Origin of the sequence: Halosimplex litoreum, assembly GCF_016065055.1 — an archaeon.
GTDB lineage: Archaea > Halobacteriota > Halobacteria > Halobacteriales > Haloarculaceae > Halosimplex > Halosimplex litoreum.
In genome coordinates, this window is the sequence record NZ_CP065856.1 from 2,777,553 (window position 1) to 2,796,510 (window position 18,958).

Genomic DNA, 18,958 nt, shown 5'->3' on the forward strand with positions numbered 1-18,958 from the left:
CAATTATTAACGTCCGGTGCGAAGGTGGATCCATGGCAACACGCCAGTCCACGTCGGACGCGACTCCGACATACCACACGTGCAGCTGTGGGAAACAGTTCGAGACCACAGAGGACCTGCTCGAACACGCACGAGAGACGCACGGACTGAGCGTATTCTAGACCCCACGCCGGCCTCGGGCTGGACCGGCGCCGCGGGTCAGTACACCCGTACCTGAAACTGTTCGTAGCCGCCGTGAGACAGTTCTAGCGACCCGATCCACCAGTTCCATCGCTCGACGAGCGAGTGGTCCGCCGGTGCGTCGTCGAGGTTCTCCAGCACCGCTTCGACGGTGAGCTCGAACCCCAGGTCATCGGCGATCCGCCCCGAGTCCGCCAGGTCTCGCGCCTGTCGAGTGACCACCTGACGCGCGTCCGCGTCACCCTCGAAGCGTTCGAGTTCCGACTCCAGTCGCTCCCGGTTCACACGGGTCCGATCGGCGTCGGGACTCTTGAATTGCCGTCATCGCGGCAGATCTCCCTCCACCACCTTTTTCCCACCCGGGTTTCCTCGGTCGCTGCGCTCCCTGCGGAGAACCCGGGGCAAAAACGTGGGTGAAAAAGCGCCTCCGCCGTCTTCGACGGCGTCGGCGGTGAACCGCGCGCCCAGGGGCGCGCGGACGCTACGCCAGCCGAGCGTCCTCGATCCGCACCGTCCCGCGAGTTCCGTCCCACTCGGTCTCGTACTCCAGTTCGATCGCTTGCCCCATGTGCGGACCGTCGGTGACCAGGGTTTCGAACTCACCGCCCTCGCCGAGTACGTGGACGCCGTACTTCTCGTTGAGAACCCCCAGTTCGTCGAGAGCGTCGGCGTCGAGGCGGCGGCCGAGCCAGGACTCGTCGAGTCCGCCGGCGGCGACGCGGACGATCCGGATCTCGAAGCCCGCCGCCAGCATCTCGTCGGCGAGTTCTCTGGGGTCCCGTTGCCACAGTGGCGCGAACACCTCGGCGTCGAGCCGGTCGGCCATCGCCTCGATGCGGGAGGTCTGGTACTCGCTCTCGACCGCACCGGCGGTGACGCCCGCGAGGCCGCCCGGGAGGTCCGAATCGATGTCCCGCAGCGCGGCCTCCAGCGGTTCGAGCTCTGCGTCGCCCTGCGCCCCGGAGTCGACCGTCTCGCTCGCGTCGAAGTCGCCGGGTTCGACCTCGACCAGCGGGATCCCGACGCTCTCGGCGGCCAGGCTCGCCAGGCGCGTCGCCGGCACGTGGTACATGTAGGAGTCGCCCTCCGGGTGGACGGTCACGAGCCGCTCGACCGGGAGGCCGCGTTCGAGCGCCCGGTACAGCGCCCACGAGGAGTCCTTCCCGCCCGAGAAGAGCGACACCCAGCCGCCCCCGTCCGCGTCGTCTGTCATACCCTCGATTGGACTCCGTACACACTTACCGACTCCGGAACCGACGCCGCGTCACTCGCCCGAGCGGACCACGCTCCGAGCGAGCCTGGTCGCCGTCCCCCGACGTCTGCCCACACCGGTTCGACCGGAAGCGGCAGCCGACGGCCAGTCCGGCCGGAATTTCGCCACGTGCGTCGGCGTAGGTTTTTTATATTACCCAGGGTTATCAGAGATATGGATTTACCGACGCCGGCGGACCTGCGGGAGCGGCGGAACGAGTTGGGGTTGACCCAGAGCGACCTGGCCGACAGGGCGGACGTGTCACAGCCGCTGATCGCGCGGATCGAGGGCGGAGACGTGGACCCGCGGCTGTCGACGCTGCGGCGGATCGTCAACGCCCTGCAGGAGGCCGAGGGGGCTATCCTGCGTGCGGAGGACCTGATGACCTCGCCGATCGTGAGCGTCAGGCCCGACGATTCGGTCCACGAGACTCAGGAGCTGATGGACGAACCGGGGTTCTCGCAGGTGCCGGTCGTCCGCGACGGCACGCCGCTGGGACTGATCAGCCACTCGGACATCCGCCAGCGCTCGGACGACTCGGAGGCCGACAACGTCGGCGACTACCCCGTCGACGAGGTCAAACGCGAGTCCATCGCGACCGTCGAGCCCGACGCGACCATCGACGAGATAAACGACTACCTCAACCACAACGACGCCGTCCTCGTCGTCGAAGACGGCGAGACCGTCGGGATCATCACCGAAGCCGACATCGCCGCCCACCTCAGCTGAACCGGCGTTACGCGGCGCGCTCCCCGCTCGGCGCACACGCGACTCTCGTGGCGCTGCTCCCGTTCGACTGCCACTCCGTCGTTTCGGTCGCCGCCTTCCCTGTGAGCAGCCCCTACGTCTCGTCGTCTTCGTCGCCGTCCGTGGCGACGTCGACGGGGATCGAGGTCTGTTCGGCCTCGCCGAACCCGGCGCTGAGCACGCGCGTCAGCGCCTCCTCGACGCGTTCGTCGGTCTCCTCGTAGGAGTCGGGGTCGACCTCGACGACGAACCCGGTGGTGATGTTCGGTGCGGTCGGGAGAAAGAGCACGTCGCGGCCGTCTTCGGTCGTCTGTCCGGTCTTGAACGCCGTCATCCGCATGCCTTGCCAGGTTTCGATCTTGACCGGCTCCTGGAGTTCGTCGGCGCCGGAGACGACCGTCTCGACGGCCATCTTCGAGGCGTTGTAGACGACGCGGAGCCCGGGGAGCTGGTTCATGACGCCGTCGATCCCGCTCTCGATGACGTCGCCGAACGTGGTCCGCATCAGATAGCCCAGCGAGAAGACGACCAGAACGAAGATGAGGAGCGTCAGGAGGACCCGGAGCGGACTGCCGACGTCCACGTCGCCGGTTCCGACCGTGACGTTGTGGCTGTCGACCGGCAACGGGAGCCCCGCCAGCGCCGTGTAGATCCAGACGATGATGTATGCCGTCACCAGCAACGGCACGAGGATCACCAGCCCGCTGGCGAAATCGCGCTTCCAGGATGCCGAACTCATCTGCGGGTATCTGCCCGCCGGAACGTAGTAAGCGTGTTCCTTCAGGACGCGAACAGGAACGGCGTCCGACGGCGAGACCGTTCGTCGGTGACCCTTCCGCGGAGTGGGCCGTCGCTTACCCGGCGACGACCGCTCGTAGCGCGAAGGCCAGGTTCTCCTTCCGTTCGAGTACCCGCCGGTAGAAGTACGACAGCCACTTCGAGCCGTAGGGGGCGTACTGCCAGACTTCACAGTCCCCTGCCAGTTCGGTCTGGGCGTCCTCACGGACGCCCATCAGCATCTGCACCTCGTAGGGTGTCCCGTGCTCGTCGTGTAGCTTCTCGGCGAGCGCGATCATCGCCGGGTCGTGACTCCCCACGGCGACCCCGTCGTCGAACGCCTCGAACATGTATTCGAGGCAGTCCCGATACGACTCGTTCACCCGCGATTTCTCCCGGTACCCCACCGATTCGGGCGGGTCGTACGCGCCTTTCACCAGCCGGACCTTCCCCGGCAGGTCGGACAGTCGTTCGAGGTCCTTGCGCGTCCGTCTGAGATTCGCCTGAACGCAGACGCCGACCGCCCCGTCGGTCTCGCGGGCGTGTTCCGCGAAGACGTCCAGCGTCGCGTCGGTCGTCGTGTGGTCCTCCATGTCGATCCAGACGAACTCCCCGTGTTCGTCCGCCCGCTCGACGACGCGGGCGAGGTTCTCCCTGAACACCGCCTCGCCGACGTCGAGCCCCAGCTGTGAGGGTTTGACCGAGATGCACGCCCGCAGGTCCGTCCGCGCCAGGTCGTCGAGGAGGTCGCAGTAGGCCTCGGTGTCTTCGTCGGCGGGCTCGCGCTCGTCGTAGTGCTCGCCGAGCAGATTCAAGATCACCCCGACCCCGCGATCGTTGGTCGCCCGGGCGTGTTCCAGCGCGACTGGGGCCGTCTCACCGGCGACGAAGCGACTCGCTATCGGCGGAAGCATGCTGGTAAGTATTGCCGCCAGTGGCAAAGGGGTATCGGCGTCGCGTCCGGCGACGACGGGGCGCTGGGAGTGCGGCCGCGGACCGGGCGCCGACGCCGACCGGTCTAAAATTGTCGGCGGGGCGAACCACGGCGACTTAAGAACCACGGGACTGTCGGCGTCGGTATGGACCTGGTCACGGCGGTGGTGACGGCGCTGTGGGCGATGTTGCCCGCGTACGTGCCGAACAACGCGGCGGTGCTGGCGGGCGGCGGCCGCCCCATCGACGGCGGGCGCACCTGGGGCGGTCGGCGCGTCCTCGGTGACGGGAAGACCTGGCGCGGGACCGCCGCCGGCACCGCCGCCGGCGTCGCGCTCGCGTTCGGTCTGAACGCCGCGTCGGGACCGATCGCGGACCTGTTGAGCGTCCCCGCGGTGGAGTTCCCGCTCCCGGCCGCCGTGGGCCTGGCGCTGGGCGCGATGGCCGGCGACATCGGCGCGTCGTTCGTCAAACGGCGCAGCGGCCGCGAGCGCGGCGCCCCGTTCCCGGGCCTCGACCAGCTCGACTTCGTCGTCGGCGCGCTCGGGCTCGCCGCCGTCCTCGACTTCGAGTGGGTGGCCGCGACGTTCACCCCGCCGGTGCTCGCCACCGTCCTGATCGTGACGCCGCTGTTGCACGTCGTCACCAACGGGATCGCCTACCTCGTCGGCGCGAAAGACGAACCCTGGTAGCCGTCCGGTTCCGTCCGCGGCTCGGCCGGGTCCGTCCCAGCAGGGCTTTTGCTTCGGCGCCACCTACGGTCGCCTAGTCATGCAACTCGACGCCGACAGCGCCGCGGTCGTCGCGGTGGACATGCAGAACGGCTTCTGCCACCCGGACGGCAGCCTCCACGCGCCGGGCAGCGAGGACGCCATCGAACCCGTGAGCGAGGCCGTGTCGTCGGCCCGCGAGGCGGGCGCCGAGGTCGTCTGGACCCGCGACGTACACCCGCCGGAGCAGTTCGACGACGCCCACTACTACGACGAGTTCGAGCGCTGGGGCGAGCACGTCCTCGAAGGCTCGTGGGAGGCCGAGATCGTCGACGATCTCGAACCCAGGGAGGACGATCTCGTCGTCGTGAAACACACGTACGACGCGTTCTATCAGACCCAGCTCGAAGCGTGGCTCGACGCCCACGGCATCGACGACCTGGTGATCTGCGGGACGCTGGCGAACGTCTGCGTGCTGCACACCGCCTCCAGCGCCGGTCTGCGCGACTTCCGGCCGGTGCTGGTCGAGGACGCCGTCGGCCACATCGAAGCGGGCCATCGCGAGTACGCGCTCGAACACGCCGACTTCCTGTTCGGCGAAGTCACGCCGCTGGCGGACATCGAGTTCGTCTGAATGGGGTCGAACGCCGACAGCGACGCGGCGGCCGGTCGGCTCCGACGGTACGAGCCCCGGGACCGCGATGTCGTCTGGGACCTCCACCGCACCGCGTTGCGCGCGGCGGGGTCGAACCCCGAAGACGTGCCCGACAACGACGACATCCGCGATATCGAGGCCAACTACCTCGATCCGGGCGGGGAGTTCCTCGTCGTGGAATCCGACGGCGAGGTGGTGGCGATAGGCGGGCTGGCGGTCGAAGACGAGGGGATCCCCGACGACGCGGGCGAACTCCTGCGGATCGCGGTCGACCCGGACCACCAGCGGACGGGCCACGGCGACCGCGTGGTCGCCGGGCTGGAGGACGCGGCTCGCGAGCGCGGGCTCGACCGGGTCTTCCTCTGGACGGCCCAGCGCCAGCGGTCGGCGGTCCGGTTCTATCGGGCACGGGGCTACGAGGGCACCGACCACCGGACCGAGGGGGAGTACGAACTGATCCGCTTCGAGAAGGCGCTGGGTAGCTCCGACTGACCGCTTCGGTCGCTACGGCTCGTGCGGTTCTATCTCGACGGTCACCTCGGCGCCGACCGGCAGGTCGATCCCCTCGCCGACGAACTTCGCGCCGGCGTGGTCGCGACCGAGCGCGAGCGCGATGCCCCGAACGGGCTCGCCGTTCGCCAGCACGGTCAGGTCGGCCCAGGTCACGTCCCGGCCTTCGGCGCGTCCGACGCGCTCGCCGCAGAGGAACACGTCCGCGGGGTCGTCCGTGCCGGCGCCGTCTCGGCCGTCGACCTCGCCGGTCGCGTCGCGACGACGGAGCAGCCCACCGCAGTCGTAGTGCGGGAGTCCGCCGTCGAGGATGCCCAGCAGTTCCCCGTCCACATCGGTGGCTGCGAGACCGGCGAAGCGTTCGCCCGGTGCCGGATGCACGGGCGAATCGAGGACGGCGTACGTGTCGCCGGCGGCGACGACGGTCCCGGTTCCGTCCCACGGGAGAGCCTCGACCGCCAGTTCGGGGTCGAGTTCGAGCGGCAGCGAGCCGGTGGCGCGGTGGTGGTTCGCGCCGTGCTCGCGAAACCCCAGATGAACGTGGTTGGCGACCCACGGCGCGAAGAAGCCGGCGCGGACGAGCCGGCCCAGCGAGTCGCCGACCGCGACGCGCTCGCCCGCCGAAACCGCGGGCTCGACGTGCAGGAGGCGGGCCACGCGCTCGCCGGTGTCGACGAGGATCAGGTGGTCCTCGTCGGCCGCGTAGGGTCGCGAGGGGGCTCGCACCGTCCGCGTCTCGACGACCTCGCCGGCGACGGGCGAGGGCGCGTCGATCCGGGGACCGTCCTCGGGGTTCGGCTGGAGGGCGTCGCCGCGCTCGTCGCCGGGGTACAGGTCGACGGCGCAGCCCCGCTCGTGAGCGGCGAAGGGGGAGTTGTAGAGCGTGACCCGCCGGAACGGCGCGAGCGCGCCGGCGGACAGCGTGACGGTCATCGGCGGCGGTTAGGGGAGAAGACACATTACGGTCGCGCTTCCGATCCGGACCGTGAACCGGCGCATCGCCGCCCTCGTGGCCGTCCTCGTCGGCGTGGGACTGATGACGGTCCCGGCGCTCGCCCAGTTCCAGACGCCCGACGGCGACCCGGTCAGATTCCAGGTCTGGACCGACGAGCCACCGTCCGAAGACGCGTCGTGGGACAGTCCGACGACGGTGAACGCCTCGGCGATCCCCGACAGCGTCGTCGCGGAGATCCGGGAGGCGGGCGCTGGCGACGACGGCGAGTCCGTTCGGACACGCACGGCGGTGATCGACGAGACGCTGTACCCGGCGCTGGAGTCCTCGCCAGAGGCGGTCTACGTGCGCGACGGCTCGACGTGGTACCGTCTCAACCGGAGCTGGGGGACCGGCGGCTTCGTCGACGCTTCGCTGGTGCTGGGAGGCGTCAGTTTCGTCGCCGGACTCGTGATCACCGCTCTCGGCGGGTGGTACGGCGTCTTCGGTGGAGAGTGACGAGATCGGAGGCGCTTTTCCGCGACGCCTCTAGAACCGAGTATGCGTGTCTACCGCGGTCGGGCCGACGCCATCGACGCCGACCGGACGGTCTCGGACCGACTGGTCGACCGGGTCGCCGCCGACCGCGAGCCGGCCGTGCGAGTCTGGCGACCCCACCGGCAGGTCGCGTTCGGCCGTCGCGACGCACGCGCAGAGAGATACGAGACGGCCCACGAACTCGCCGAGGAGCGCGGATTCCCGGCGGTCGAGCGGGAGGTCGGCGGCCGTGCGGTCGCCTACACCGGGTCGACGGTGGCGTTCGCCCGCGTGACGCCGGTCGACGACCCGCGCTCGGGACTGAGCGATCGCTACGACGCTGCCACCGCCGACCTGCTCGCCGCCCTGGACTCGCTGGGCGTCGACGCCAGCGAGGGCGAACCGGCCGACTCGTTCTGTCCGGGGACGCACTCGGTCCAGGCCGATTCGGGTGGCCGAGCCCGGAAACTCGCCGGCCTGGCCCAGCGGGTCCGTGCCGACGCGGCCGTCGTCGCGGGCGTGCTCCTCGTCCGCGACCACGACGAGATCGCGTCGGTGCTCGACCCGGTCTACGCGGCGCTGGACGTGCCCTTCGACCCCGAGACGGTCGGGAGCGTCGGGCGGGCGGGGGGCGTGAGTGACCCGGACGCGGTCGTCGCAGCAGTCGAGTCGGCGCTGGTCGGCGCGGGCACGGGACCGACGACGATCGAACGGGTCGGCTAAGCTCCGCTTCCCACCGAACACGTGCCAATCGGGCTGCAGGAAACCAGTGAACTTAGGGTACCGGGCGTTTGAGGTGGGGTATGCTGTTCCGGAACGCGACGCTCGCGGACGGCCGGCGGCGGGACGTCCGCGTGTCGGGCGAGACCGTCGCCGCGGTCGGGGAGGATCTGGGTGTCCGGGAGGACGAGCGGACGGTCGACGCGACCGGCAAGCGCCTGCTCCCGGGGATGATCGACGCACACGTCCACTTCCGCGAGCCCGGCGACTCGCACAAGGAGGACTGGACGACGGGTTCGGCGAGCGCCGCCGCCGGCGGCGTGACGACCGTCGTCGACCAGCCAAACACCTCGCCGCCGACCGTCGACGGGGACGCCTTCGGCGAGAAGGCGACGCTGGCGGCCGACTCGCTGGTCGACTTCGGGCTCAACGGCGGCGTCACCGCCGACTGGGACCCCGACTCGCTGCTCGACCGCGACGTCTTCGCGCTCGGTGAGGTGTTCCTCGCCGACTCGACGGGCAACATGGGCGTCGAGGAACCGCTCTTTCTCGACGCGCTCGCCGAGGCCGACGCCCGCGACGTGACCGTCACCGTCCACGCCGAGGACGCGAGCCTGTTCAACGTCTCCGCGCAGGAGCGCGACGACGCCGACGCCTGGAGCGCCTACCGCACCGCCCGCGCGGAGGCCGCCGCCGTCGAGCGGGCCTGCGAAGTCGCCGCCGAGCGCGATACCGAGATCCACGTCGCTCATACCTCGACGCCGAAGGGGATCGATATCGCGAGCGAGGCCGGGATGACCTGTGAGGTCACGCCCCACCACATGTACCTCTCGCGCAACGACCTGCGCGAGCTCGGCACCCACGGGCGGATGAACCCGCCGCTGCGCCGCGAGAAGCGCCGTCAGAAGGTGTACGACCGCGTCGTCGACGGCACCGTCGACATGGTCGCGACGGACCACGCTCCGCATACCGCCGCGGAGAAAGACGCCGCGATCTGGGACGCGCCGTCGGGCGTCCCCGGCGTCGAGACCGCGCTACCGCTCCTGCTCGCCGACGCCCGCACCGGCGACCTGACCTACGAGCGCGTCCGCGACCTGACCGCCGCCAACCCCGCCGAGGTGTTCGACCTGCCGTCGAAGGGCCGCGTCGCGGAGGGCATGGACGCCGACCTCGTGCTGGTCGACCCCGGCAAGACCCACCCGATCCGCGCCGACCGGCTGCACACCAAGTGCGACTGGACGCCCTTCGAGGGTCACGAGGCCGTCTTCCCCGAACTGACGCTGGTTCGGGGCTCGGTCGTCTACGAGCGCGATTCCGACGACCGCCCCGGCGGCGCGAGCGAGACCTTCGGCGACGCCGGCGGGCGGAACGTCCGCACGGCGGCCGAAGCGAACGCCGACCGTGCCTCAGAGTCGGGACCGGTCACCCGCGGCGAAGAGACCGAATCGATCGCCGACCTCGCCGCCGAAGTCGTCGAGGAGCGTCCCGACGACGAGCAGCGCTGAGCGGTACTTTCCCTCTCGTCCTCGCCGGCCACACCTTCTCTCCGGCTTGTTTTTCAGACCGCCCGCTCCCGCGCGGCGTCGAGTCGCGACTTCGGCACCGGGCGCACGACGCCGAAGACGAACCGGTAACAGAGCAAGCCGGCACCCATCCCCGCGAGCCCGGCGCTGACGACCGTCAGGACGACTAGGTCAGTCGCGACGGCGACGAGGCCGACGGCGACTGCGGCGGCCACGACACCGACGGTCGCCGCGGCGTAGCGCCGCCAGTCGCCCCAGCCGAACAGGTCGTGTTCGTCGGTGTACGCGACGGCGACCGTCGCGACCGCCGCCGCGAATGCGACCCACCACGCCGCGCGCAGCCCCGCGAGCCCGACGTTCACGACGCCGAGCGCGATCCAGAGGGTTCCCATGGTGCCTTCGAGGAGGACGACGCGTCGGGCGGTGTCCATACCCGTCCGTAGAACAGGACGCCAAATAAAGGACGACGCTCAGTCGTCGTCGACGGCGTCGGCGGCGGTGGCCTCGAAGTGGTGGCCGCAGTCGGGACACTCTACCTCGTCGTGGCGCAGCGCCGCGGAGTGTTCGCGGACCTCGCGCATCACCTCGGAGATCTCGTCCTCGGCCGCCAGCTCCTCCTCGACGGAGAGCTCGACGCCCTCCACTTCGAGCAGGAACTTCGCGACCTCGGTGGCCTCGTACATCACGTCGTCCAGCTCCTCGGCGGTGAAGAAGTCGCACATCGCCCCGTAGAGGAAGGTCGCGCCGGCCTTGCGGACCTTCTCCTCGAAGGAGGCGCGGGCCTGGTTGACGGCCTGGGGCGTGTACGTGTCGGTCATAAAGGGGACGAGTTCGGGGAGGTTCTCGCCGATCTTCGTCATCTCGACGCCGGTCTCGGTGCGAAAGTCGGCGCAGAGCCGAGCGATGGCCCACTCGCGGGCGGTGACGTACGTCCGGTCGCGCAGGAAGTCGTTGGCGCGGTCGTAGGTGCCGCCGTCGATCTTCTTGAAGCGGTCGTACTTGGCCACGTCCGGCGGTAGATCCGGATCCGGGGCGGCCGGCGCGTCGGTATCGACACCGCTCGCGTCGGGTTCGGCTGGGTCCGTCGGTCCGGTGCCGTCGGCCTCGGTGCCGTCGGTCGATCGTGCGTCGGTGGTCTGGTTCCGTGGCTCTCCCTCCCTCTCGGTCGACTCCGCCCCGAGCCCGTCACCCTCGCCCGCTTCGGGTCCGTCGGTCATGGTCCCTTCTGTGTCGCGGTCCCGAAAAAGCGTGTCGGCGTCGGCACCGTGCGGTGGGACCGGCGTTCTTCTCGGTTTCGTTAAAAGAATAATTATAAATGCTGGGTGAAAAGTTGTGTGTGGGAACGTACCATGGCAAACACGACCTACCTCGCGAGCACGGTACTGATGGGGCTGCTCGGGGTCGGGGTCGTCCTGTTCGTCCTCCGGTCGCGTCGGTGGCGCCGCTACGTCCCGCGAGCCGCCGTCGCAGTCGCCGCCGGCGAGCGACCGGCCCCGGGGCTGACCGAGTTCGCCGGGCGGACGAGCACGTGGACGGCCACCTACATCGCGCTCGTGCTCGGGTTCATGTTCGGCGCGATGGCCTACGCCGGCGGGGCGATCACCGGACCGGTCGTCATCGGCGCCGTCGTCGCGCTGGTCGCCGGGTTCCTCGTCGCCGGCGTCTACGTCGCGATGCGCGACAACGGTCGCCCGAGCGCGCAGGCGGCGGCGGGCAGCGCCGTCGCCACGGGCATGCTCGCCGTCCTCGCGATCACCGTCGTCCTCGTCACGACCGGGTGATCGATGGCCCACTCGACGCGCGACCGAGCGCCGTCCTTGCCGGCCGGCGCGGGACTGCTGGCCGCAGTCGTCGCCCTTGAGGGCGTCCTCGTCGTCGGCTACTTCCTCGCCACGCCGGGGACCGTCACCGTCCCGCGCTACGTGCTCTACCCGTTCGTCTGGATCGACGCCGTCCTCGTCGCCGCCTACCGCACCCCGATGCCGTCGGCACCACCGCGCCGACATCTCTTCGCGGGCGCGCTCGCAGTCGGCTACTTCCTGTTGCTGGCCAACTGGGCGGCCCTGATCGGGCTGACAGTCGGTGGCCACCACCCGATCCCCGACGGCGTCCTCGGACTCAGCGTCGGCGCCGGCTCGCCCGGCTGGGGACGGGTCCGCCTGATCACCGAGACGTTCTACGTTTCGTTCGTCCCGTACCGCGTGATCGGCTATCTGGGGCTCACCTACCTCGTCTACGCCGCGCTCGTCGACGCCACCGGCGTCGTCGCGTCGGGCACGCTCGGCTTCGTCTCCTGTCTCAGCTGTTCCGCCCCGATCTTCGCGTCCGCCGTCACCGGCGTCCTCGGCGGGTGGGTCACGCTCATGTCGACCGCTATCGCCTACTCGGTCGACATCTCGACGGTCGCCTTCCTCGCGTCGGTGGCGCTGCTGTACTGGCGGCCGGGAGCCCCGTCGCTCCCCGGTGGGCGCGACGAGGCGGACGGATGATGGACGAAACGGTGTCGAGCGGGGCCCTCAGGGCCCGCTTGGCACGCGCGGCGGTTCGCAGTCCGAAGACGTGTTCTGGCCGTCGACGAGGATCGCCGTCTGGAACGAGCAGTCGTACACCGTGGCCGAGTCGCGGGGGATCCGCAGCGAGTCGCCGGTCACGGGGTTGGCGAGGACGAGCTGGACCCGCGACTCGACGGTCGTCCGCTCGCCGTTGCGGACGTGGCTGGTGAACCACTCGTCGACGCGGTCGTTGTCCATCGTCACCGCGAAGGCGACCTCCCGCGTCTCGTTCGGCCCTATCAACAGCGGCGATTCGGCGTTGCGCGCCGAGAGCGACCCGCCGTCGGCCTCGAACGTCGGGACGTCGTTCAGGTCGATGCTGACGCCGATCCCCTCCGGTGAGCCCGGTACGGGCACGTCGCCGGGGTTGTGGACCCGCATGTGGAAGACGACGGTCGTCCGGTTCGCCGTCACCTCGCCCCAGGTGGCCCAGCCGCGTTCGATCTCGTAGCCGACGGTGAGACTCCCGGTCTCGCTCAGTCCGGTGCCTTCCAACAGCGAGTCGGACGCCTCGCCCGCGCCGACCGACCGCGTGTAGGTGCCGCTGGTCCGGTTGGCCGAGGCCGACAGCGAGTCGATCACCGGCGTCGACTCCGTCAGCATCGTTCGGTTCCGGTGGACGTCGTAGGTCACCGGGAGCGGCGTATCGACGCGGAGCGTCGCGTTGGCGTCGACGGCGACGGTCTCGTTGCTCCGGACGTATCTCACCCACCAGTCCGCCAGGCGGTCGTTCAGCACGTCCGTCCGCAACTGCTCGGTGCTGTTGCCCCTCGGGACGGTGATGTTCGACTTCGTCCCCTCAGCGAGCAACACGTCGTTGAGAGAGATGTCGTAATCGGCGGTGACCGTGTCGCCGAGCGAGACGCCGACGGGGTTCGGGTTGTTCACCCACACGGTCGTGACGATCTCCGTGCGCTCGTCGGTCACTTCCCCCCAGTCGCCGCGGTCGACCAGCCCCGCGCTCGGCGCCCCGACGATGCCGAGCAGGTACAGCAGGACGAACAGCCCCACCAGCGCGCCCAGTCCGGTGGCGATCCTCCGCGGCCAGGTGCCGACGAGCGCGGCGAGTCGCGACCTCCAGCCCCCCTCCGCGCTCTCCGCTCCCGAACCCGCCGGACCAGCCTCTGACATGACTGGACGGACAGATAGCGTCGAGCGGATAAACGCTGGCGATCGGATCCGAACGGGTTCGGGCGGCGGTTCGACGGGCCCCCGGAGCGGCGACCGCGCGACCGCTACAGGATCGAGTAGGCCGCGGCGGTCGTCAGCGCGAGCGCGACGAACAGCCCGCCGAGGAACAGGTAGGTGACCGACCGGGGTTCCCACCGGAGGTGCATGTAGTAGGTCGCGACGAACGTCGCCTTGACGAACGAGAGGACGAGGATGACGCCGAACGCCGTCCAGTAGGTCCCCGGTGCGTCGAAGTCGACCATGCCCGTCCGCTCGACGACCGCCTGCGTCGTCGACAGGCCCATCAGTACCACGAATATCGCCGTGTACAGTTTGAATCGTGCCATGATTACAGGATGTAGAACAGCGGGAACAGGAACAGCCAGACGATGTCGACGAAGTGCCAGTACAGCCCGAAGTACTCGATGCTGGAGTCGTCGTCGAGGTACGCGCCCCGCCAGGCCCGCGGGATCATGTACAGCAGCATGATCAACCCGACGACGACGTGGGCGCCGTGGAGTCCGGTCGTCAGGTAGAACGTCGAGGAGGCGACGTTCGTCCCCACGTTCCAGCCGTTCGGGAACGCGTCCGTCGAGACGTGGAACAGGTGCTGCCACTCCAGGCCCTTGTTGATCAGGAAGCCGACGCCGAGCAACCAGGTCACCGAGAGGCTCGCGACCACGCCCCGTCTGGAGTTCCGGTGGGCGGCCACCAGCGAGAGCACGACTGCGAAACTGCTCGCCAGCAGCAGGTACGTGTTGACGAGCCCGGGGAACGTGACGTGCGCTTCGGGAACGAACTCGTGGTGCCAGTGGATCCAGCCGTTGGCGACCCGCAGGAACAGGTACGAGCCGATGAACCCGCCGAACAACACCACGTCGGAGGCGAGGAACGTCCACATCCCCAGCTTCATGTTCTCGACGCCGCCGAACGGCCACTGCTCGGCGACCGTCGGTTCGGGCACGTAGAACGACTCGCTGGCGAAGCCGACGAACCCGACGGCGCTCAGGAGACCCCCGACCGCGGTCAGTCCGAGATAGGCACCGCCGCTCTGGATCCCCGAGACGCCGAGGAAGGTGAGGAAGCCGGCGAAGCAGACGACGAACGGCCAGAAGCTCGCGTGGTCGGCGTGGGGCCCGCCGCCGTGAGCAGTCCCCGTGCCGGCCGCCGCCGGCGTCGCGGTCCCGGGGTCGCTCACGAGCCCCGTCCCGCCGGTGGCAGCGCCTTCGGTTCGGACGCCGCCGTCGGACCGGGGGTCCGACGAGGTCTCGCTCGCTTCACTCGCGAGACCGCCGTCCGTAGTCGTGCCGCCGTCAGTCGACGGGCTTCCCGCGGGCTCGTCGTCGCCGCTCCCGTCGGCGGTCAGTTCGGGCTCGTCGCGGAAGGAGAGCTTCCCGCCGCTGTAGCTGGGCTTCCCGGGGAAGTTCTCCAGCGGCGGCGGCGAGGAGACCACCCACTCGGCGGTGGTGGAGTACTCCCAGGGGTTCTCGCCGACTTCCTCGCCGGTCGCCAGGCTCACGAACAGGTTGTAGAACATGACGAGGAACGACGCCCCGAGTACGAACCCGCCGATCGAGGCGACCTGGTGCCAGCTCGTCAGCCCGGGCGCGTAGTCGAACACCCGACGGGGCGTCTCCCAGGCGACGAACAGCGGGAAGTAGAGGAGATTGAACCCGACGAAATAGAGGGCGAAGTGAACCTTCCCCAGAAACTCGTCGTACATCCGGCCGGTCATCTTCGGGAACCAGTAGTAGATGCCGGCGAACAGGCCGGTCGCGCCGCCGACCATCACGTAGTGGAAGTGCGCGACGACCCAGTAGGTGCCCCGGAACTCGTAGTCGAGCACGACCGCGCCGAGGAAGACGCCCGTGATCCCGCCGACGATGAACAGGATCAGCGCACCGAGCGAGAAGAGGAAGGGAGTCGTAAAGCGGATACGGCCCTTGATCATCGTGTAGATCAGCGAGAAGACCATCAGGTCGAACGGCAGGGAGATGCCGATGGTCGTGATCATGAAGAGGGTCTTGATCTCCAGGTTGATCCCGGTCAGGAACATGTGGTGCATCCAGACGACGAAGCTCTGGAGCGCCACGAGCACCATCGCGAGGACGAACCACTTGCGACCGACGATGCGCTGGCCGGTGAACGTCTGGAAGCACTCGGCCATGATGCCCAGCGCCGGGAAGAAGACGATGTACACCTCCGGGTGGCCGAAGAACCAGAACAGGTGGGTCCACAGCAGGGTCCCGCCCTCCGCCGAGAAGTAGGTCACGCCGAACAGATGCTCGGCGGCGAGGATCATCAGCGCGGCCAGCAGGGCCGCGAAGGCGAAGAGCATCATCCACACCATCAGCAGGATCGACATCGAGAACATCGGGAGGTCGCGCATCCGCAGGCCCTCGGCGCGCATGCGGTACATCGTCGTCAGGAAGTTGACCGACCCCATCGTCACCGCGGCGATGAACATGATGAGCGCCAGCACGACCGTCGTGCCGCCGATGTTGGGCATGTAGGTCGGGAGATTCAGGGGGGCGTACATCGTCCAGCCGCCGTCGAACGTGCCGCCCTGGAAAAAGGAGGCGATAAACAGGAGTCCCGAAAAGAGGTACGCCCAGTAGCTCATCGCGTTGAGCCGCGGGAAGGCTAGATCGTCGGCGCCGATCTGCAGGGGGACGAGGTAGTTGGCGAACCCGAAGGCGAAGGGTGAGATGAACCAGAAGACCATCAGCAGACCGTGGGCGGAGACGGCCTGGTTGTACGCGCCGGCGCTGAGGACGCTCGCGCCGGGGCTCCACAGCTGGACGCGCATCAGCATCGCCAGCACGCCGCCGAGGACGAGGAAGAAGAGGGCGGTGATCGTGTAGAGGATCCCGATGTCCTTGTGGTTGGTCGTGACGAACCAGCGCTTGACGGAACTCGTCGGCGGGAAGTCGTGGCCGCCGGCTTCGCCGTGGCTCATCGCGCACCTCGCGCGCGTGCGGGAGTCAGCGCACCCATCGTCGCGGTACTCGCGGTTGCGTTGCTCGGGGCGGCGGTCCCGTTACTCGCCGCCGCGCTCGCGTTCGCCGGTTCGGTGGTCGCGTACCACTCTTCGAAAGCGGATTCGTTCATCGCGACCACGTCGGCGGTCATGCCGGAGTGGCCCTCGCCGCATATCTCGTAGCAGTTGGCCTGATAGGTCCCGGGCTCTTCGGCGACGAACCAGGCGTTGGTCGTCTGCCCGGGGATCGCGTCGGCCTTCGCGCGCAACTCGGGTATGCCGAAGTTGTGGAACACGTCCCGCGACGTCACCGAGAGGTCGATCACCGTGTCCGTCGGGACGCGGAGCGTGTCGGCCTGGGCGCCGTTGGGGTAGGTGAACTGCCAGCCGAAGCGGAACCCGTCGACCGCCACCGTCATCACGTCACCCCCGTTCTGCTGGACCTCCGTCGGTTTCCCCTCGACGTACAACAGCGACGCGTACGTCCAGATCACGAGCGAGAGGACGATGAACGCGCTGATCGCGAACGAGAGGAACAGCTTCTTGCCCTTGCCCCCGCCTTCGGGTAGTTCGCCGACTTCGGGACGGTCCACGTCGGGTGCCGGGTCCTCGTCCTCGCGATACCGGTACCTGTAGGCGTTGTACAGCGTGTACGAGATGACGACGACCCCGACCAGCGTCCCCAGTCCGAGGAAGGCGACGAAGATGCTGTTGAACACCTCCGCCGGCGCTCGGATCCCGCTGGTCCCCGCCAGGACGGTGTCGCCGACCACCGCGTCACCAACATCTTCCATATTCGATCACCAACGACTCACCCGCTCTTATTGTTTGGGGACTGTTGACACGCACCGTTTTCAGTCGAACGAACCGGTTCGGGAGCTGCCATCTCAGCCGGGAGCTTTTTGCCCGCGCCAGTGGTATGTGCTATCATGCCTGACACGCGTGAGCTGGACGAACAGGGGATCGAAGGGGAGGAGTTCGAGGACCCGACGGTGGTCGACGACGAGTTCGACCGGTTGTTCGGTATCGTCGCGGACGGCGTCGTCGGCGCGGCCGGGGGGCTCGTCGGAACGGCGCTGATGACGGTCGTCCTGCTCATCGGCGAGGGCTTCGGCGCGTTCACGCGGGCGTCGTTCGCGACCGTCACCGAGATGGTCGGTCTCGAAGGTCTGTTCCCGCCGGTGACGGCCGGCTACGTGCTGTTCGTCCTCGCGGGGATGTTCCCGTGGCCGCTGCTCTTCGCCTCGCTCAAGGACTACCTGCCGGGCGGTCGCGACCCCGTCCACGGGGTCTACTTCGGGACGGCGCTGTGGACCGGGTTCGTCTTCGCGTTCTACGACGGCTACGCCGGTCTCGCGCTCGTCGGCTACCTCGCCGTCACGCTCGTCGCTCACTGGGTCTACGGGATCGGCCTCGGCGCCGTCTTCGAGTACCTCTCGACCCGGCCCGACACGCTCGTTTGAGCTTTCGAGCGTGTGCGGTCGGGATCGATGCGGACGCGCCGGCCGCGAAACCGTCGCTTTTGTCCCCCGGGTCCGTAGTTCTCCCATGGACAGGGATCAGATCCTCGAACTCGTCGCGCACTACCTCGTCATCGTCGTCATCGTCACGGTCGTCCTCGGCGTCGTCCGTGCTGCCGTCGGCGAACTCGGGTTCTGGCTGGAGCTCGCCGTCGTCGTCGTCATCGTCGCGCTGTATCGCCCCGTGGTCAAGGCCATCGGCATGGAACCGAGCGCCTGGCAACGCGACGAGTGACCGAGTCGGTCTGTGCCGGGACCGCTCGCCGCACTCGCGTGGATAGTACCTGCTCAGACTACTGGACTGCGCGTGAGCGCGCATCGCCCGTTCAGTCCACCAGGCCACACCGCAACCGTACCGCCCCCCACAGTACCGCAACCGTACCGCCCCCCACAGTACCGCAACCGTACCGCCCCGCACGGCACCGTACCCGTACTACAACCGTACCGCAACAGCGCCCGTCGCGGACGACTCCGAGTGTCCCCGGTCGATCCGCTCGGTTTCGTCGTTAGCTCTCCGTTCCATCGTCGAAACACCGCTAACAGTGGTTGTACACCCGATTCCGCCTCGGCCACCAGGAAGTGCTTCGTGACGGGGTATCCAGGCGAGGACACGGTGGGGCGGAAGGCCACGCTTAAGACGATTCCAGCCGCTGCCCTGTACATGGATTACGAGCTCGCCATCGAGAACACGCCGGACACGGTACCCGGTGGGACGGGCATCCTCCTGCTGCATCCGAGCACGGGCGAGACGGACCGGATCGACACGGAGTTTCTCAGCACCGACACCGACGAGATGCTGGTCATCTCGACGCGGACGACCGCTCGCGAGGTGCGCCAGAAGCTCGAACACTACGAGGTCGACGAGGAGCGCGCGACGATCCTCGACGCGCTGTCGGTCGAGCGCGGTTACACGCGCCGCCAGTCCGAGAACGTCAAGTACGTCTCTTCGCCCGACGACCTGGACGGGATCGTCGAGGAGACGCGGGTGTTCCTCGACTCGACCGAGGGCAAACGACGGGTCAGCCTCGACTCGGTGACGGAGATGGTGTACTACTCCGACGCCGAGCGGGCCGCCGAGGCCGTCGACGCCATCCTCGACCTGCTCGAAGAACACGACGCGGTCGGGCTGTTCCATCTGGCCAAAGGTGTCCACGACGACGACGAACTGGCGGACTTCCGCGCGCGGTTCGACGGCGTGGTCGACCTCTCCGAGGACGGCTCGGTCGACACCGACTTCTGAGCGGCGACCACCGGCCGGTTG

At 68.8% G+C, this 18,958-nt stretch carries 23 protein-coding genes; 12 read left to right on the plus strand and 11 right to left on the minus strand.

From position 1 onward, the window contains the following. Positions 1-198: 198 nt before the first annotated feature. Positions 199-465, minus strand: coding sequence for a hypothetical protein (locus tag I7X12_RS13710; RefSeq protein WP_198060627.1), 267 nt, complete (start codon positions 463-465; stop codon positions 199-201). 196 nt (positions 466-661) lie between these two features. After that, positions 662-1,393, minus strand: coding sequence for a diphthine--ammonia ligase (locus I7X12_RS13715; protein WP_198060628.1), 732 nt, complete (start codon positions 1,391-1,393; stop codon positions 662-664). A gap of 213 nt (positions 1,394-1,606) precedes the next feature. Here I7X12_RS13715 and I7X12_RS13720 point away from each other — a divergent pair, with 213 nt between their 5' ends. After that, a complete protein-coding gene (locus tag I7X12_RS13720) occupies positions 1,607-2,161 on the plus strand; it encodes a CBS domain-containing protein (protein WP_198060629.1) in 555 nt (184 codons plus the stop codon). Positions 2,162-2,273: 112 nt separating this feature from the next. Here the strand turns inward: I7X12_RS13720 and I7X12_RS13725 are convergent, their stop codons facing one another. Together I7X12_RS13725 and I7X12_RS13730 are read right to left on the minus strand one after the other, a co-directional pair. Continuing rightward, positions 2,274-2,918: a DUF502 domain-containing protein gene (locus I7X12_RS13725; RefSeq protein WP_198060630.1), complete on the minus strand. Its 645-nt coding sequence runs from the start codon at positions 2,916-2,918 to the stop codon at positions 2,274-2,276. Positions 2,919-3,033: 115 nt separating this feature from the next. Next, positions 3,034-3,870, minus strand: a complete 837-nt coding sequence (locus I7X12_RS13730; RefSeq protein ID WP_198060631.1) for a proline dehydrogenase family protein — start codon at positions 3,868-3,870, stop codon at positions 3,034-3,036. 165 nt (positions 3,871-4,035) lie between these two features. Between I7X12_RS13730 and I7X12_RS13735 the strand changes: the two genes are divergently transcribed. From I7X12_RS13735 to I7X12_RS13745, 3 genes are all read left to right on the plus strand, one after another. Further along, positions 4,036-4,581 (plus strand): CDP-2,3-bis-(O-geranylgeranyl)-sn-glycerol synthase, encoded by a 546-nt coding sequence (locus I7X12_RS13735; protein ID WP_198060632.1) that lies wholly within the window; start codon positions 4,036-4,038, stop codon positions 4,579-4,581. A gap of 79 nt (positions 4,582-4,660) precedes the next feature. Then, positions 4,661-5,233, plus strand: coding sequence for a cysteine hydrolase family protein (locus I7X12_RS13740; RefSeq protein ID WP_198060633.1), 573 nt, complete (start codon positions 4,661-4,663; stop codon positions 5,231-5,233). Beyond that, complete coding sequence (locus tag I7X12_RS13745; protein ID WP_198060634.1) at positions 5,234-5,746, plus strand: GNAT family N-acetyltransferase; 513 nt, start codon at positions 5,234-5,236, stop codon at positions 5,744-5,746. Positions 5,747-5,758: 12 nt separating this feature from the next. Here I7X12_RS13745 and I7X12_RS13750 read toward each other — a convergent pair whose 3' ends face one another. Further along, positions 5,759-6,697: a hypothetical protein gene (locus I7X12_RS13750; protein ID WP_198060635.1), complete on the minus strand. Its 939-nt coding sequence runs from the start codon at positions 6,695-6,697 to the stop codon at positions 5,759-5,761. A 52-nt stretch (positions 6,698-6,749) separates the two neighbouring features. Between I7X12_RS13750 and I7X12_RS13755 the strand changes: the two genes are divergently transcribed. The 3 genes from I7X12_RS13755 (at position 6,750) to I7X12_RS13765 (ending at position 9,457) form a co-directional block, all read left to right on the plus strand. After that, positions 6,750-7,214, plus strand: a complete 465-nt coding sequence (locus tag I7X12_RS13755; protein ID WP_198060636.1) for a hypothetical protein — start codon at positions 6,750-6,752, stop codon at positions 7,212-7,214. Positions 7,215-7,256: 42 nt separating this feature from the next. Next, positions 7,257-7,955, plus strand: coding sequence for a lipoate--protein ligase family protein (locus I7X12_RS13760; protein ID WP_198060637.1), 699 nt, complete (start codon positions 7,257-7,259; stop codon positions 7,953-7,955). Positions 7,956-8,035: 80 nt separating this feature from the next. Further along, on the plus strand, positions 8,036-9,457 hold the full coding sequence (locus I7X12_RS13765; RefSeq protein WP_198060638.1) for a dihydroorotase: 1,422 nt from the start codon (positions 8,036-8,038) through the stop codon (positions 9,455-9,457). 53 nt (positions 9,458-9,510) lie between these two features. On the opposite strand, the gene I7X12_RS13770 is transcribed toward I7X12_RS13765, so the two are convergent. Together I7X12_RS13770 and I7X12_RS13775 are read right to left on the minus strand one after the other, a co-directional pair. Beyond that, positions 9,511-9,906 carry a hypothetical protein gene (locus tag I7X12_RS13770; RefSeq protein WP_198060639.1) on the minus strand — a complete coding sequence of 132 codons (396 nt, stop codon included), beginning with the start codon at positions 9,904-9,906 and terminating at the stop codon, positions 9,511-9,513. Between the two features lie 39 nt (positions 9,907-9,945). Next, a complete protein-coding gene (locus tag I7X12_RS13775; RefSeq protein ID WP_198060640.1) occupies positions 9,946-10,692 on the minus strand; it encodes a DUF5806 family protein in 747 nt (248 codons plus the stop codon). 117 nt (positions 10,693-10,809) lie between these two features. On the opposite strand from I7X12_RS13775, the gene I7X12_RS13780 reads away from it, so the two are divergent. Beyond that, on the plus strand, positions 10,810-11,256 hold the full coding sequence (locus I7X12_RS13780; protein ID WP_232342849.1) for a hypothetical protein: 447 nt from the start codon (positions 10,810-10,812) through the stop codon (positions 11,254-11,256). A gap of 3 nt (positions 11,257-11,259) precedes the next feature. Further along, the gene (locus I7X12_RS13785; RefSeq protein ID WP_198060642.1) at positions 11,260-11,964 is read left to right on the plus strand and encodes a DUF7546 family protein; all 705 of its coding nucleotides are present in this window, start codon (positions 11,260-11,262) and stop codon (positions 11,962-11,964) included. Positions 11,965-11,991: 27 nt separating this feature from the next. On the opposite strand, the gene I7X12_RS13790 is transcribed toward I7X12_RS13785, so the two are convergent. The 4 genes from I7X12_RS13790 to coxB form a co-directional block, all read right to left on the minus strand. Continuing rightward, positions 11,992-13,158, minus strand: a complete 1,167-nt coding sequence (locus tag I7X12_RS13790) for an LEA type 2 family protein (RefSeq protein ID WP_198060643.1) — start codon at positions 13,156-13,158, stop codon at positions 11,992-11,994. A 104-nt stretch (positions 13,159-13,262) separates the two neighbouring features. Continuing rightward, positions 13,263-13,544: a cytochrome C oxidase subunit IV family protein gene (locus tag I7X12_RS13795; protein ID WP_198060644.1), complete on the minus strand. Its 282-nt coding sequence runs from the start codon at positions 13,542-13,544 to the stop codon at positions 13,263-13,265. 2 nt (positions 13,545-13,546) lie between these two features. Beyond that, a complete protein-coding gene (locus tag I7X12_RS13800) occupies positions 13,547-16,156 on the minus strand; it encodes a cbb3-type cytochrome c oxidase subunit I (protein WP_198060645.1) in 2,610 nt (869 codons plus the stop codon). Then, positions 16,153-16,971 carry a cytochrome c oxidase subunit II gene (gene coxB, locus I7X12_RS13805; protein ID WP_232342850.1) on the minus strand — a complete coding sequence of 273 codons (819 nt, stop codon included), beginning with the start codon at positions 16,969-16,971 and terminating at the stop codon, positions 16,153-16,155. The genes I7X12_RS13800 and coxB overlap by 4 nt, the downstream gene beginning before the upstream one ends. A gap of 135 nt (positions 16,972-17,106) precedes the next feature. Between coxB and I7X12_RS13810 the strand changes: the two genes are divergently transcribed. The 3 genes from I7X12_RS13810 to I7X12_RS13820 all read left to right on the plus strand — a co-directional run bounded on the left by I7X12_RS13810 (position 17,107) and on the right by I7X12_RS13820 (position 18,937). After that, positions 17,107-17,640 (plus strand): DUF6789 family protein, encoded by a 534-nt coding sequence (locus I7X12_RS13810; protein ID WP_198060646.1) that lies wholly within the window; start codon positions 17,107-17,109, stop codon positions 17,638-17,640. 85 nt (positions 17,641-17,725) lie between these two features. Continuing rightward, positions 17,726-17,932, plus strand: coding sequence for a hypothetical protein (locus I7X12_RS13815; protein ID WP_198060647.1), 207 nt, complete (start codon positions 17,726-17,728; stop codon positions 17,930-17,932). A gap of 426 nt (positions 17,933-18,358) precedes the next feature. After that, entirely contained in the window at positions 18,359-18,937 is a 579-nt protein-coding gene (locus I7X12_RS13820) for a DUF7090 family protein (protein WP_198060648.1), read from the plus strand. Positions 18,938-18,958 lie beyond the last annotated feature (21 nt).

Excerpts from the sequence above, each read along its gene's own strand:
- I7X12_RS13760 (WP_198060637.1), top strand. The coding sequence starts at position 7,257 with ATGCGTGTCTACCGCGGTCGGGCCGACGCCATCGACGCCGACCGGACG.
- I7X12_RS13810 (WP_198060646.1), top strand. The coding sequence starts at position 17,107 with ATGCCTGACACGCGTGAGCTGGACGAACAGGGGATCGAAGGGGAGGAG.
- I7X12_RS13735 (WP_198060632.1), top strand. The coding sequence starts at position 4,036 with ATGGACCTGGTCACGGCGGTGGTGACGGCGCTGTGGGCGATGTTGCCC.
- I7X12_RS13745 (WP_198060634.1), top strand. The coding sequence starts at position 5,234 with ATGGGGTCGAACGCCGACAGCGACGCGGCGGCCGGTCGGCTCCGACGG.
- I7X12_RS13715 (WP_198060628.1), bottom strand. The coding sequence starts at position 1,393 with ATGACAGACGACGCGGACGGGGGCGGCTGGGTGTCGCTCTTCTCGGGC.
- I7X12_RS13720 (WP_198060629.1), top strand. The coding sequence starts at position 1,607 with ATGGATTTACCGACGCCGGCGGACCTGCGGGAGCGGCGGAACGAGTTG.
- coxB (WP_232342850.1), bottom strand. The coding sequence starts at position 16,971 with ATGGAAGATGTTGGTGACGCGGTGGTCGGCGACACCGTCCTGGCGGGG.
- I7X12_RS13765 (WP_198060638.1), top strand. The coding sequence starts at position 8,036 with ATGCTGTTCCGGAACGCGACGCTCGCGGACGGCCGGCGGCGGGACGTC.
- I7X12_RS13820 (WP_198060648.1), top strand. The coding sequence starts at position 18,359 with ATGGATTACGAGCTCGCCATCGAGAACACGCCGGACACGGTACCCGGT.
- I7X12_RS13730 (WP_198060631.1), bottom strand. The coding sequence starts at position 3,870 with ATGCTTCCGCCGATAGCGAGTCGCTTCGTCGCCGGTGAGACGGCCCCA.
- I7X12_RS13800 (WP_198060645.1), bottom strand. The coding sequence starts at position 16,156 with ATGAGCCACGGCGAAGCCGGCGGCCACGACTTCCCGCCGACGAGTTCC.
- I7X12_RS13785 (WP_198060642.1), top strand. The coding sequence starts at position 11,260 with ATGGCCCACTCGACGCGCGACCGAGCGCCGTCCTTGCCGGCCGGCGCG.
- I7X12_RS13775 (WP_198060640.1), bottom strand. The coding sequence starts at position 10,692 with ATGACCGACGGACCCGAAGCGGGCGAGGGTGACGGGCTCGGGGCGGAG.
- I7X12_RS13740 (WP_198060633.1), top strand. The coding sequence starts at position 4,661 with ATGCAACTCGACGCCGACAGCGCCGCGGTCGTCGCGGTGGACATGCAG.
- I7X12_RS13770 (WP_198060639.1), bottom strand. The coding sequence starts at position 9,906 with ATGGACACCGCCCGACGCGTCGTCCTCCTCGAAGGCACCATGGGAACC.
- I7X12_RS13795 (WP_198060644.1), bottom strand. The coding sequence starts at position 13,544 with ATGGCACGATTCAAACTGTACACGGCGATATTCGTGGTACTGATGGGC.
- I7X12_RS13790 (WP_198060643.1), bottom strand. The coding sequence starts at position 13,158 with ATGTCAGAGGCTGGTCCGGCGGGTTCGGGAGCGGAGAGCGCGGAGGGG.
- I7X12_RS13750 (WP_198060635.1), bottom strand. The coding sequence starts at position 6,697 with ATGACCGTCACGCTGTCCGCCGGCGCGCTCGCGCCGTTCCGGCGGGTC.
- I7X12_RS13725 (WP_198060630.1), bottom strand. The coding sequence starts at position 2,918 with ATGAGTTCGGCATCCTGGAAGCGCGATTTCGCCAGCGGGCTGGTGATC.
- I7X12_RS13815 (WP_198060647.1), top strand. The coding sequence starts at position 17,726 with ATGGACAGGGATCAGATCCTCGAACTCGTCGCGCACTACCTCGTCATC.